A 12,152-nucleotide genomic window follows, 5' to 3' on the forward strand; every position below is an offset into this window, starting at 1 on the left:
GGACGAGCTGGCCGCGGGGGCCGTGGGGCTGGGCCTGGTGTCGCTGACGCTCATCGGCCTGGGGAAGCTCCCTCGGGGGCCTGTCCGCCCGGTGGGTGGGAAGGCGTGGAAGCGGGCGCCGAAGAACTTCCCCATCTCCGGTGAGATGGTGCCGGAGGAGTTCGCCGCGTCGATGGCGTCTGGCCACTGACGCTTCAGGGACGGCGCTCGATGCCGATGGCGATGGAGGGGCCGGTGAGGGCCTCGCCGGTGCCGTCGGAGAGCGACACGATGCCCACGCTGGCGGAGAGCACCGTGGTGCCGGCGCCGCCGGTGCCCTTGAGGAAGCTGCGCACGCCCAGCTCGCCGAAGTTCCATCCGCTGGCCGAGCCTCCGCCCGCACCGAAGAGGGAGAGGCTGGGCGTGAGCGGCACCTGGACCTCGCCGCGTCCGGAGCCGAAGCGGAACTGGTTGTCGCGCGAGAGGATGGCGGAGTTCCACGCGATGTGGAACCCGTCGAGCGCGCCCAGCCGCAGCACCTGCTGGAAGGACACTCCCGCGTTGGCGTCGCACACGGTCCTGGGGTTGATGGGCTCGTAGGTGTTGGGGTCGTACTCGAACTGGGTGGTGCACGCCTTCTGTCCGAACAGCGCGCCCGCGCCGATGCCGACCTCCAGGAAGTCGGTGGAGTAGGCCGCGGCCACGTACGCGGAGCCCGGCGAGTGGCGCAGGCCGGTGCCCAGGCCGAAGCCGACGGGATCCAACTGCGCGCTCAATACCAGGGGCAGGTCCCCGGGCCGCCACGCGATGAACGCATCCAGGAGCAGGCCGCCCGCGCGAGCGGACTTCCCCTCGCGCGTCTTCGCGTCCAACGCGAGGAAGGGCCGGGCATGGAAGCCGTAGCGCAGCCGAGGCACACCGGGCTCGGGGAAGAAGAGGCGCGCGGTGGCGGGGGCGTCGGTGACGATGGCGGTGTCGCCCACGCGCACGTTCTCACCGCGGCCCAGGCGGGCGATGGCGGAGTCCTCGCGCGATTCGATGACCTTCAGCACCACCTCGCGGGAGTCCTGCGTGCGCACGCGGACGCGGGTGCCTTCGCCCAGGCCGGCCAGGGCACCCCCGGAGAGCGTCACGTCGCCCTCCTTCACGGCGGTGACAGTGAGCCGCGCGGAGGATGGGGTGGCCGTGGGCGGCGGGGCCTGGAGCGGAGGCGGTGCCTGCGTGACGACGGTGAGGTCGCGCGCCGCGCCCAGCGCGGAGGCCAGCGAATCCGGCTGGGGCTGTTCCGGCGTGGCGAGCGAGAACGCATGGGCCTCCTCGCGCTGCTCGATGGCGAGGAGCGACTGGCCCACGACGACGAGCCGCACGAAGCGCCGGCCCTCTTCGATTCGCCGGACGAGCTGGGGCGCGGCGTCGTCGAGCTTGAGCACGGCGATGCCGCCACGGCCGAGCGCGACGTAGGTCACTCCCTGATGGACGACGGAGTCGAGCACAGGGCCCAGGCCCAGCGTCTCCGCGGCACGTGAAGCCGGGGACACGGGAGCCTGGGCAACGATGACGGAGGCGAGGAGCGCGGAGCCGAGCATGAGGCTGGCCCTATATCGCTCCTGCCTCCTGCGATTCCTGGACTTTGCGTGACGTGAGCATTGCGCGAGAGGTGGAAATGACTGGCGGACTCCGGGTGTGGTCGCGCCATGACTGCCGGGCAACCAACAAATCCTCCCTCACCAGGGCTGTCGTTCGTTCGGTTTCAATCCCATTCCACCTGGGGACAAACTGGAAAGGCTCCATCAAGCGGAAAGAGTTGCTATTCCTGTGTGTGCAACATCCGAAGCAACCCCCCACGCGGTACACGAACTGGAGGCCTGAAATGGCCCGTGTCTTTGCTCGCGGTGCGTTGTTGGCAGTGACGATGTTCCTGGTCAGCGCTTGTGGAGGCCCGGTGGAGTCCCCCGAAGCTCCCAGCGGCAACGCGCCGACGCCGGCTCAGGTGGCGGAGGAGATGGCGGGGTACAACTGGCAGGACCAGGAGGAGAACTCCTCTGGAACCGTGACCGCGCAGTACTGCGCGCTCGAGTATGTCCAGCCCTGTATCGCGGACGTCGCGATATGTGCGGTCCGTTGTTGCGATGACTCGCTCTTCAAATCCGCGCAGGTCTGCGGCAACTGCGGCACGTGGGCCGCGGGCGCCTGCGCCAACCACGGCACTCGCAAGCGCATCCGCTGGGAGTAGCAGACGCCAACGTCTGGGTGATGCTGGAGGCGCCGTCCCCGCCGTGTGGGCGAGGACGACGCCTTTGCGTGTCATTGGCTCAGTCGACGAGCAGCCGCTTCACGGGCGCGGGGTCCACGGCCACCATCAGGGGCCGGGTGAAGTTGCTGAAGGACACCAGCGCCTGACCTGGCGCGAGCCGGGAGACTCGGTTCCACAGGCTTTCGTCGATGCTGCCCACCGACTTCTGCATCCGGTTGATGACCGCACCGTCGGTGATCTTGTGGATGATGAAGTTGTTGAGCAGCGCCAGCACCTCGTCGGGCAGGTGCTGGGGCAGTTGCGTGACGAAGACGAGCCCCAGCCACCGCTTGCGGCCCCGCTTGGCGATGCGCGCCACCTGTTCGAACAACACGGGCATCTGCTTGATGCGGTTGGCGGACAGGAACTCGTGGGCCTCCTCGATGATGATGAGCACGGGCGTGACGGCGGCGTCCCGTTCGGCGGCTTCCTGGTAGCGCTTCTCCTGGTGCTCCTGGAGCCCCCGGAGGATGTCCGCGATGACCAGGTTGTTCAGCTGCGGCGAGTCCGTGTTCGACAGGTCGATGACCGACACCCGCCCGGCCTGGAGCATGGAGTCGTAGTTCACGCCCGCGGTGTTCTCGACGTCGAAGACCTTCAGTCGCTTCAGCAGCTGAAGCTTGTTGCCCAGGGTCTTCCAGCTCGACTCATGGGTGCTCCTCTGCGCCATGACCCGCGCCCTCACCAGCTTGACGTTGGCTTTGAACTCGCTGAGGAGCGTGAGGCCCCGTGGGACGCTGGGGAGCTCCTCGGAGTCGCCGTCCTCGCCATCCGAGTCGTCCTCCTCTGTCCGTCTGCGCCGCCCGGCAGCCGCCCGCGGCTCCGTCCTGCCCTCGCTGCTCAGGCTGTACGTGTACGCATTCACCACGTCCAGGATGTGGTCGATGGTCATCCGTGGATAGCCGGTGTCCTGCTCGTCCAGCTCCAGGACCTGCTGCCTCTCGGCCTCGTTCCGAGGGAAGAGCTTGAAGTCCTCCAGGAGCAGCTTCGTGACATCGAAGGCGCGCAGGAAGCGCTCATGCTGCGCGTCCGACATGCTCAGGATCTCCGAGATGGCATAGGGCGACAGGCTGGAGAACTTCAGCGAGAAGCCATGCCGGTGCGGATGCCGGGGGTTGCGGCTGTCCCGGCCCGTGAGGTGATGGATGTGCAGGTCCTTCACCCCTTCTGGCTTCTGCTTCCGCTGCTTGAGCAGCTCCCGCATCGCCTCGTGGTCGGTGGGCTTGTCCACGTGGGTGTATTCCCCCTCCACGTCGAAGACGATGGTCGCGATTCCGGAGAGCTGCGCCCGGTGGATGAGCGTCGCGACGGTCGTGGACTTGCCGCCACCCGTGGTGCCGATGATGCCGGTGTGACGGGGGAGGATGGCCTTGTCCCGGGGATTCAGCCGCGCCTCCATGTTGTCATACCCCACGACCCGGCCCAGGCTCAGCGCACCGCCCACGCCCAGCACCTTCGCGCTCTCCTCCTCGCTCAACACGAAGACCGGGCTCTGGGGCCGGGGCCGGAAGCGGGGCGGCTGCAGCACCCCGCCGACCTCCTGTCCCAACAGCTCCACCTCGGCGCGGCCGTGGTACTCGAAGGTGTACGTCAGCTTCTTGCCGTGCGTGATGACCCCCACGGCCATGGTGGAATTCGCGGGGACGGCGTTGGGCTCCGCGAACGGTCCCCGGACCACGACCCCCAGGTAGTCACGCTTGTCCTCGCGCGACTTCACCCGCACGAGCGTCTGGGAGGCCAGCCTGGGCAGGTCGTCACGGGTCATCAACACCGTCAGGACGTTGTCGTCGCTGCTCGACGTGTCGAAGTGCGTGAAGCCCACCGCGTTCGCCAGCTCGGGGTCGGGGAGGGACAGCCCAGCGCGGTTGCTGATGTCGGCCAGTTCGTTGAGCGTGCGGGGCGGCGTCTGGCTGATGAGCGGCCTTCGTGAACCCTGCGGCGGCGCGGGCCGGCCGTCCGCGGAGACGGGAGCGGCGGCGGGGTTGCCGGCCTGCCGGGGCGGAGGGGGCTGCGAAGCGCCGTTGGGCGACGCGGTGCCTGCTGGATGCGGTGTCTTGCCGTTGTTCGACATGGTGTGTGTCTTTCCCCCGTTACCGACGTGATTCGCGCTCGAGCAGATACTGGAGGTGCGCTCCCGCCTGCGCGTAGGCGTCCTGCACCAGGCCTTCGAAGCCGTCCTCGCCGAAGACGCTGCGGCACGTGAGCTCCGCGACGTCCAGGAGGAGGGGATAGCTCTTCTCCAGACGCAGGACGCTGTCCGCCATGGCCACGCGGGCGGCCAGGTGGACGTGCTCACGGTGCGCGTAGAAGAGGCGCGGGGCCGTGCGGCCCGAGACCCGGAAGACGCCCAGGAGCACGTCCTTGCCGTAGGTCTGAACGAACTTCTGTGCCAGCGGCAGGCGGGGGTCGGTGGCTCTCCATGAGTGGAGCAGTTGTTCGCTCTGCCGCTCCAGGGTCTCGAAGATGATGTATTCGCCCGCGTCGAGCGCCAGGCCCAGCGTCAGCAGCCCCCGCTCCATCTGCGCGTTGGAGACGAACACGAACTTCTGTTGGTCCCGGACGAGGCGCTCCAGCACGTCCAGCGAGGCCTTCAACAGGCTGAGGTGGCCCGAGCCGGTCAGCAGCTCATGCGCGAAGGGATTGCCCTGCCCGATGCGCCACTCCGCCGTCACCTTGTCCACCAGGACGGCCCGCTCGGCGTAGGTGCGGATGCCCCGATGGGCCAGACGGGAGAGGATCTCCCGGTGGCTGACGGTCTTCGAGTTGTGGCGGTTCGCGATGTAGTCGATGGCCTCCCTGAGCGGATTGGTGTCCTTCGCCGTCAGGTCCTTCCGGAACAGGCGCTGGGAGAAGGTCCCCGCGCTCCCTTGATAACCCACGGCCGCGACACCGATCTGGGTAATGCCCAAAGGCAGACTTTCATGGGACACCGACGTGCCGAGCACAGCGACGACGTTGCCGGGGAACAGCAGGCCTTCGTGGATGGTGGCCAGTTCCTTCCCGTAGGCCCGGAACACGCCCGACTCTGGAGGGGCGCGCTTGCGTCCCGCGAGCCGTGGCAGCAGCTCCGTGCGGATGACCTGCCGCATGCGGTCTTCCTTCTGGACCGAGGTGGAGACCTCCCGCTGGAACCGGGTCATGATCGCCGTCGGATCCACGCCCGGATTCCACGTCTCCAGGTTCAACGCCTCCGCCAGGTCCTCGCCAAAGGTGGACCGGAACTCCTGGTCACCCAGGAGGTTGGACTCGTCGTCGTCAGGGGGAGTCTCGTCAGCCATTGTCACCTTTCGTCATCACCGAAGAAGTCGACTACGGAGAACTCCGGACGCCGACGGCGCTTGCGCAGCATCCGGGCGTAGGTGCGCGCGGCGGCCGTCGGTAGACCGAACACGGTCTCCAGTCGCCGGGGGCCCTCCGTCACGGTCACCTCGTTCAACTCCGCGCGGGCCGCTGTCATGGGCGCGAGGAGCTCCAGGGCCAGGTGGTCCGCCCGTTCTTCCGCCAGCAGCACGGCCCCCGAGTCCGCGTCTCCCGCTTCGCCGCGGTTCATCAGGTGCACCTGGAGGCCCAGGGGCACGTCGCTGAAGCGCGAGTCCATGTACTCGTTGAGCCGGGGCTCCCGTTCGCCGTCGAGCACGGGCAGGATGCCCTCGCCGAAGAAGTCCAGGGCCCGCGTTCTGGGCAGGAGGTGGTCGAGCACGTAGTGCGCCACCTCGTGGGCCAGGGTGAAGCGTTGCTCCGCCTCGGAGTCGTCGCTGTCGAAGAACAGCGCGGCCGCGCCCGCCCTCGCCACCATGCAGCCGTAGAGCCGTCTGTCGGCGCCGCTCAGCTCGGCCGGCAGACCGCGCTGGACGAGCCACTGCCGCACGCCCTCCACCGTCAGGCCCGGCATCCCCACCAGGTCGAGCGGATGGCGCAGCGGGGCCTCCGCCGCGATGTCGCGGGGAAACCCCGGCGGGAAGGAGAGACTGCTCGCCGCCATGGCCTCCACCAGCCATTGCTCGGTCATGGCTCGAACTCGTCGTCGAAGGGCTCGTCGTCGTCGCGGTCCCGGGCCGCCAACTGCAGCGGGGCCCGCTCGGCTTCCGTCATGTCCCGCATTGGCCTGTTCAAGGACCGCACGGTCTGGACGCGCCGGAGCACCAGCACGAGCTTCTGGACGTCGACCTCGAAGCGGGCTGCGATGGCGCGGGTCTGCTCCTCGAAGGCCGGGCCCTTCTCTGGCGTCATGCAGAGGGACAGCCACTGGAACACTTCGGGCGTGCACCCCAGTCGCTGGACCAGCGAGTCCTCCGAGAGCTTCTCCATCTCACGGTAGGCGTCGAAGACGTTGCCGAGCATTCCCGCCTCGCTCGTGCTGCGCTCCGCCGCTCGCTTCAACCAATCAGGATTCGTCATCGTGTTCCTCCTCGAAGAGGCGCTTCAGCGCCTTCATGAGGCGGTCCTGGGTGCGCTTCACCTCTCGCCGGAGCTCGAGCTGGGGCAGGTGCATCAATCCCAGCACTTCCGCCAGCCGGTCCGTGGACCGCTCCCCGGCGAACATGAGCCGGAGACAGGCCCGGTCTCTCTCTGAAAAGCCAGCCTGGTTGATCGTCTCCAGAATCAGATGCACCTCCACGCGGGTCTCCATCTCCTTGTTCGGAGCCCCGGCCCAAAGTGCGACAGCACCCCCGAAATCCCTGTTCCGGCGCGCCCTGGAGGTGGAGGCGCGGAAGCGATCCTGGGCCTTTCGCAGGGCAATTCGGCTCAGGTAGGTGCCCAGGTTGCTCTTGTCCGGGTCGTACCGCTGGGGCCTCTGAAGGTACGCGTACACCGCGTCGATGGCGGAGTCGTGCGCGTCGTCATCGTTGCAGCCCGGATTCCCTTTCAACGCCCGGACCATGGGATCCATGAACGTCAGGAAGACGTCCACGGACGCCGTCCTGTCCCCGTTCAAGACCCGTTCGTGAAGGTCACGTCCTTGCGATGGACTGCTCATCCCCCACACCTCACTGACATGCGCACGCCCGCTTTCAGGTTGGCTACGGTCCGTACGGACTTTCGCTACAGGCCTGTAGAGTTCGACGACTGAGCGTCTCCGTCCGAGCCGACAGGTTGGCGAGGTCGAGGATCCGTGTCTCTACCTCGGAGGTGGTACTGCCTTTGGGGACAGGGTCTCGCGTGATCCCCCGGGATCGAAAAAGACCCTGGCCTCCGTGCATGGAGACCAGGGTCCGTTTCATCCCATTGAGACGTGTTTCAGTGCAGGCCTGGAGGCGATTCCCCGCGGGCCTTCTTCCACGCATCAATGGCGCGGAGCACCTCATCCCGGAGATCCCGGCCAATCCGTGGATACGCGTCGTCCTCCAGGTTCGCCAATGACACACGGGCCGACCAGGGAGGTCCGTCGAAGCCGCTGCCGTTGAGCAGCACCACTCCGTAGCGCCGGGCCAGCGTGAAGACGATCTCCAGCGGGTCGTGGTGGTCCTCGATGAAGCGGACGAAGTCCTCGCCAATCTGCTCGCGACACCAGGCTTCCAAATCCAGCGTCTGGTAGTAGGCCGTGCGCAGCGGATCCTCATGCATCGGAATGCCCATGCCTTCGCACAGGGCCTGGAGCCGGTCCTGGCAGATGCGCTGGCAGTACTTCTTGTAGACACCTTCCTTGTCCAACAACGCGAACAGCGAGAACAACGTCATCTGGAGCTGCTGCGGCAGCGACAGGCCCGCTGTGTGGTTCAACGCCACGGCCCGGCTGTCCGCCACCATCCGGTCGATGAACTTCAGCCGCCCCGGGTGCAACGTGATGGCGCCATACCGCGCCTCCAGCAGCGCGCGCTGTGACGAGGGCTGTTTCGCCAGCGCCTCGTCCAGGATGTTGTCTTCGTGGAGCGCCACCGCGCCCAACCGCCAGCCCGTGCAGCCGAAGTGCTTGGAGTATGAGTACACCAGCACCGTGTTGCGCGGCAGGTCCGCGGCCAGCGAACGGAAGCCGTTGACGAACGTGCCGTAGACATCATCCGTGATGATCAACAGGTCCGGCCGGCGCTTGCGCACCAGCTCCACCAGCTTGTGGACGGACTCCTTCCGCATCGCCACCGCGCCCGGGTTGGACGGGTTGACGACGAAGAACGCCTTGATGCGCGGGTCCTCCAACTTGCGCAGCTCCGCGTCCGGGTACTGCCGGGTGTGGTGGCCGTCCTTCGAGGTCGCGCTCTGAAGGATGTCCACCGTGCGCAGGCTGAACTCCTCCAGGCGCGGAATCTCCAGGTACGGCGTGAAGATGGGCACGCCCAGCGCGATGGTGTCTCCCTTGCGCAGCAGGCCGTTCACCATCAGGGAGTGGAAGACGTAGGTCATCGCGGCCGTGCCGCCCTCCACCGCGAACAGGTCGAAGCGGCCGGAAGGTGGCCGTCCCGCGAACAGCTCCTGCGTCAGGTACTCCTGCACGATGCGCTCGGCGTGCGTGAGCATCCGGTCCGGCACCGGATAGTTGTCTCCAATGGCCGCGTCCGTGAGCTCCCAGACGAACCGGTCCGGATTGAAGCCCAGCGTCTGCTCCCCGTAGTTCAGCGCGCCGCGCAGCAGCTGCACGGCGGGCTCGTCATCGCTCGCGTCCAGGAACTCATGCAGGCGTCTGGCGATGCCCGGGGACCGGGGCATGCCCGCGAGCCCCACCTCGGGGACGTCCCAGGCCCTCCGGCTCTCCGCGAGCGCGAACTGGCCCAGGAGGAAGAACGCCTCGCGCGGCGTGGTGGCAATCCAGTTGGGATTGCCCCGGCCGGCGTTGAGCATCACGGCCTCTCGGGTCTTCACCGCCTCGTCCGCGACCTGGAGGAGCTCGTCCTTCAGCTCGAAGGGGCTGAGCTTGTGGAGCTTGCGTTCGGAAGGGGCTCCCGGGGCCTCGGGCGTCTGCTCGGTCATGGTGTCCTCCTCCAGTGTCGGTTCAAGGTGAGCCACTCCCGGGGACTCGGGCCATGCGCCACAGGGTGGGGCGGGCGGAGGTGGCGGGCGGTTGGCCGGGCTCGATGAAAAAAGACAACCCGCGAGCGCACTCAGCCGTGCAGCGACGAATGAAAGGTCGGGGCCGGACACACAAGTCCGGCAAGCACTGGGGAAGCGAGACCCGCCATGCCTTCATTGAGTTGCCGTGTCGCCACAGCGCAGCGCGAACTGGATGACGCGCTCCGCATCCGTTACCGGGTTTTTGGCGAGGAGCTGCGGATGCTGGGGCCCAAGCGGCCTCGGGCCCCGCGTGAAACGGATTGCTTCGACACGCTCCGCACCACCTCCCACGTCGTCGTCTACGCGGGCGCGGAGCCGGTGGCGACCGCCCGGCTGCTGACGCCCAACGCGGAGGTGGCGGCCTTCGCGGACACCCTCGTGGGGCTGGACATCGAGAAGAAGCTCGACCTGTCGGAGCTCGTCGCGCCGGGCCGCGTGTTCGCGGAGACCACTCGCTACTGCGTCACCCGGAGCCACCGGAACTCCGCCGTGCTGCGTCTCCAAGCCGGCCTGTACCGCGAGAGCCGCCGGCGTGGCGTCACCCATTGGATCGCCGCGGCCAACATGGAGACGGACTCGCAGGAGGAGGCGGACCTCTACTTCCTCGCCGCCGCGCGCCAGGGCTGGGTGAGCGACGGCTTTCGCGTACGGACCCGGGAGTTTCCCCCGCCGCCCGCGGAACCCCTGGCCGCCCGGCTCACCGCGGAGCAGCGCACCCAGGCCCGCCAGGGCCACCTGGCCGCCCTGCGCATGCCGTCCGTGCTGTCGTTGTTCGCGGACAAGCTGGGTGCGCGCTTCATCGCACCGCCGCACTTCGATCCCGCCTTCAACCGCTTCACCGTGCCGCTCGTCGCCGCGCTGGATGACATTCCGCGGCGGACGCTGAAGCTCTTCGACTCGCTGGACGCCGACGCCGCCTGACCCCAGGCCGGCGCGCTCCGCACTTCCCCCTTCACCCTCAACGCAACACCCACCGGGCCTTCACGGGCCCCAGTCAGGAGACGTGTATGTGCAAGCAGCCCAGGCATGAGCAGACGGCGAAGACGGACTGGCTGGACTCCCTGCGGCACGAGGCGCGGATGCTCGTGCATGAGCTGGACGCGACGCCGGGCGTGCGGCGCCCCTTCGAGGGGCGCATCCGCCAGGACGACTACGTCTACTACCTCATCCAGTCGTACCAGTACGTGCGCTGGAGCGAGGGTTTCTTCACCGAGTCCGGTGAGCGCGTGCACCGTGAGGGCCGCAACCCCGCGCTCGCGGAGCTGCTGTTCCAGAAGGCGCACGAGGAGCGGGGCCATGAACAGTGGTTGCTCAAGGATCTGAAGGCCCTGGGCTGGACCGAGGAGCGCGTGGAGCGCGCGCCCATCTGCACCGCAGTGCGCGCCTACGTGGAGTGGAACCGCTTCACCACCCAGTCGGGCGTGCCCACCGCGTTCCTGGGCACGGCCTACGTGCTGGAGTACCTGTCCGTGAACCGGGCCCCGGGCTCCGTGGACCGGCTCATCGCGGAGAGCGGCATCCCCAACATCGACAAGGCCGTCCTCTTCCTCAAGGGCCACGGCGCCGCGGACGGCGACCACGTGGCGGACCTGGAGGCGGAGCTGCGCAAGCTCACGTCCCCGGCGGAACAGAACGCGCTCATCCTCTCCGCCCGCACCACGCGCACCCTGTTTCCGAAGTTCTTCCGGGAGCCTTGAGCACGCGCGCCGGGACCTCCTCACCCTGGCTTCTGCCTCCAGGCGGCCTGGTAGAGGAGGTCCGTGCGGCTCTCGATGCCCAGCTTGGGGAAGATGTTGCGCAGGTGCGTCTTCACCGTGTTGAGCGTCAGGCCCAGGTCCTCGGCGATGAGCTCGTTCGTCCAGTTGCAGAGGACCCCCTGGACCACTTCCACTTCGCGCCTGGAGAGCTTCTGACGCCAGGGCTCCGGCATGGGGATGGCCCGCGAGCACTCCTGCAACACCAGCACCCAGGGATGGTGGCCGCGCTGCTCCGGCAGCTCCACGAACGTCACCTTCAGGTCGTGCTTCAGCCCGGAGCGCGTCCAGGTGTCCACGCTCAAGAGCCGATTCATCCCTGGGGTCTGCAGACGCGTCAGGTGCTCGCGCAGCTCCTGGGGCAGGCGCGAGTCATCCGCCTTCATCTCCTCCGGGTACCAGCGCCGTAGGAGCTCCGTCGCTCCCGGGGTCCTCAGCTTCTCGTGCTCCGGTGGATCCATCACGACGCACTCGGCGCCCTGGTGGTGGAAGAGGGCGTCCAGCAGGTCGCCCCGCATCGCCTCGTGCTCGAACATCCGGCAGTTGCGCACCGTGTTCGCCAGGTAGGGCTTCAGGTCCTCCAGCAGGTCCTGCTCCCGTTCGGAGAAGGGAAGGGTCTGCTCCCGGTAGAGCGTGAAGCCGCCGTGCCAGTCCTGCCGCAGCTCCAGCAGCACCGCCAGGACGTTCTCCAGGGGGAGCCCCATCTCCCGGCAGCGCAGGTACAGGAGATTGCGCTTCAATTCCTTGCTCGGCACCTGGTTCGTGGCGCGCGCGGCGCCCACCGTGGCCAGTTCCGGGTAGTGCGCGAAGAGGATGCCCGGGGCCCCCAGCCCCATCCATTCATAGTCCCCGGGCCGCTCCGGCCTGGACACGCACAAGGCCGCGTAGTCGCAGGGTAGGAGCTGCGTGAGGATTCCCTGGGCGCGGGCCAGGACCTCGGTCAAATCCAATGAGCTGGAGAGTGCCCGGGTCAGCTCGAGCACGAGCACCTGTTCGTGCGCGGTAAGGTTCATCCCACGGGCCTCCTTCCAACCAGTCCATGCAAGGACTTACAGGTTGGAAAGCCCGGAGGTCTGTCCCCCACAAGGGGTATAGACGGGCACCGCGTACGCGAAGCCCGTTGACGACACTACTATCTTCTT

General features: G+C 67.7%; 11 protein-coding genes and 1 pseudogene. 4 read left to right on the forward strand and 8 right to left on the reverse strand.

Annotated elements, in window-relative coordinates; translation table 11 throughout:
* A pseudogene (locus D7X99_RS42795) lies at nucleotides 1–190 on the forward strand (hypothetical protein); the annotation flags it as partial.
* Nucleotides 191–194: 4 nt separating this feature from the next.
* Here D7X99_RS42795 and D7X99_RS12425 read toward each other — a convergent pair.
* Entirely contained in the window at nucleotides 195–1,565 is a 1,371-nt protein-coding gene (locus D7X99_RS12425; RefSeq protein ID WP_121777986.1) for a hypothetical protein, read from the reverse strand.
* A gap of 284 nt (nucleotides 1,566–1,849) precedes the next feature.
* Here D7X99_RS12425 and D7X99_RS12430 point away from each other — a divergent pair, with 284 nt between their 5' ends.
* Complete coding sequence (locus tag D7X99_RS12430) at nucleotides 1,850–2,212, forward strand: hypothetical protein (RefSeq protein WP_121777987.1); 363 nt, start codon at nucleotides 1,850–1,852, stop codon at nucleotides 2,210–2,212.
* A gap of 79 nt (nucleotides 2,213–2,291) precedes the next feature.
* Here D7X99_RS12430 and D7X99_RS12435 read toward each other — a convergent pair whose 3' ends face one another.
* The 6 genes from D7X99_RS12435 to D7X99_RS12460 form a co-directional block, all read right to left on the reverse strand.
* The gene (locus D7X99_RS12435; RefSeq protein WP_121777988.1) at nucleotides 2,292–4,343 is read right to left on the reverse strand and encodes an ATP-binding protein; all 2,052 of its coding nucleotides are present in this window, start codon (nucleotides 4,341–4,343) and stop codon (nucleotides 2,292–2,294) included.
* Between the two features lie 19 nt (nucleotides 4,344–4,362).
* Entirely contained in the window at nucleotides 4,363–5,550 is a 1,188-nt protein-coding gene (locus D7X99_RS12440; protein ID WP_121777989.1) for a hypothetical protein, read from the reverse strand.
* Between the two features lie 2 nt (nucleotides 5,551–5,552).
* A complete protein-coding gene (locus D7X99_RS12445; protein WP_121777990.1) occupies nucleotides 5,553–6,281 on the reverse strand; it encodes an ImmA/IrrE family metallo-endopeptidase in 729 nt (242 codons plus the stop codon).
* Nucleotides 6,278–6,670, reverse strand: a complete 393-nt coding sequence (locus D7X99_RS12450; RefSeq protein WP_147454495.1) for a hypothetical protein — start codon at nucleotides 6,668–6,670, stop codon at nucleotides 6,278–6,280. The genes D7X99_RS12445 and D7X99_RS12450 overlap by 4 nt, the downstream gene beginning before the upstream one ends.
* Nucleotides 6,657–7,184, reverse strand: coding sequence for an RNA polymerase sigma factor (locus D7X99_RS12455; RefSeq protein ID WP_158626995.1), 528 nt, complete (start codon nucleotides 7,182–7,184; stop codon nucleotides 6,657–6,659). Before D7X99_RS12455 ends, D7X99_RS12450 begins: the two co-directional genes overlap by 14 nt.
* 326 nt (nucleotides 7,185–7,510) lie before the next feature.
* Nucleotides 7,511–9,175: a bifunctional aspartate transaminase/aspartate 4-decarboxylase gene (locus D7X99_RS12460; RefSeq protein WP_121777993.1), complete on the reverse strand. Its 1,665-nt coding sequence runs from the start codon at nucleotides 9,173–9,175 to the stop codon at nucleotides 7,511–7,513.
* Nucleotides 9,176–9,382: 207 nt separating this feature from the next.
* Here D7X99_RS12460 and D7X99_RS12465 point away from each other — a divergent pair, with 207 nt between their 5' ends.
* Together D7X99_RS12465 and D7X99_RS12470 are read left to right on the forward strand one after the other, a co-directional pair.
* Nucleotides 9,383–10,177, forward strand: a complete 795-nt coding sequence (locus D7X99_RS12465) for a GNAT family N-acetyltransferase (RefSeq protein WP_121777994.1) — start codon at nucleotides 9,383–9,385, stop codon at nucleotides 10,175–10,177.
* 86 nt (nucleotides 10,178–10,263) lie between these two features.
* Nucleotides 10,264–10,953, forward strand: a complete 690-nt coding sequence (locus tag D7X99_RS12470) for an iron-containing redox enzyme family protein (RefSeq protein WP_121777995.1) — start codon at nucleotides 10,264–10,266, stop codon at nucleotides 10,951–10,953.
* 20 nt (nucleotides 10,954–10,973) lie between these two features.
* On the opposite strand, the gene D7X99_RS12475 is transcribed toward D7X99_RS12470, so the two are convergent.
* On the reverse strand, nucleotides 10,974–12,023 hold the full coding sequence (locus tag D7X99_RS12475) for a LuxR C-terminal-related transcriptional regulator (RefSeq protein WP_121777996.1): 1,050 nt from the start codon (nucleotides 12,021–12,023) through the stop codon (nucleotides 10,974–10,976).
* Between the last annotated feature and the right edge of the window lie 129 nt (nucleotides 12,024–12,152).

It is taken from the genome of Corallococcus sp. AB032C, assembly GCF_003668935.1.
GTDB classification, from domain to species: domain Bacteria; phylum Myxococcota; class Myxococcia; order Myxococcales; family Myxococcaceae; genus Corallococcus; species Corallococcus exiguus.

Bases quoted from the DNA above. Each gene is read 5' to 3' on its own strand.
- D7X99_RS12430 (WP_121777987.1), top strand. From the start codon at position 1,850: ATGGCCCGTGTCTTTGCTCGCGGTGCGTTGTTGGCAGTGACGATGTTC.
- D7X99_RS12450 (WP_147454495.1), bottom strand. From the start codon at position 6,670: ATGACGAATCCTGATTGGTTGAAGCGAGCGGCGGAGCGCAGCACGAGC.
- D7X99_RS12435 (WP_121777988.1), bottom strand. From the start codon at position 4,343: ATGTCGAACAACGGCAAGACACCGCATCCAGCAGGCACCGCGTCGCCC.
- D7X99_RS12425 (WP_121777986.1), bottom strand. From the start codon at position 1,565: ATGCTCGGCTCCGCGCTCCTCGCCTCCGTCATCGTTGCCCAGGCTCCC.
- D7X99_RS12470 (WP_121777995.1), top strand. From the start codon at position 10,264: ATGTGCAAGCAGCCCAGGCATGAGCAGACGGCGAAGACGGACTGGCTG.
- D7X99_RS12475 (WP_121777996.1), bottom strand. From the start codon at position 12,023: ATGAACCTTACCGCGCACGAACAGGTGCTCGTGCTCGAGCTGACCCGG.
- D7X99_RS12460 (WP_121777993.1), bottom strand. From the start codon at position 9,175: ATGACCGAGCAGACGCCCGAGGCCCCGGGAGCCCCTTCCGAACGCAAG.
- D7X99_RS12440 (WP_121777989.1), bottom strand. From the start codon at position 5,550: ATGGCTGACGAGACTCCCCCTGACGACGACGAGTCCAACCTCCTGGGT.
- D7X99_RS12465 (WP_121777994.1), top strand. From the start codon at position 9,383: ATGCCTTCATTGAGTTGCCGTGTCGCCACAGCGCAGCGCGAACTGGAT.
- D7X99_RS12445 (WP_121777990.1), bottom strand. From the start codon at position 6,281: ATGACCGAGCAATGGCTGGTGGAGGCCATGGCGGCGAGCAGTCTCTCC.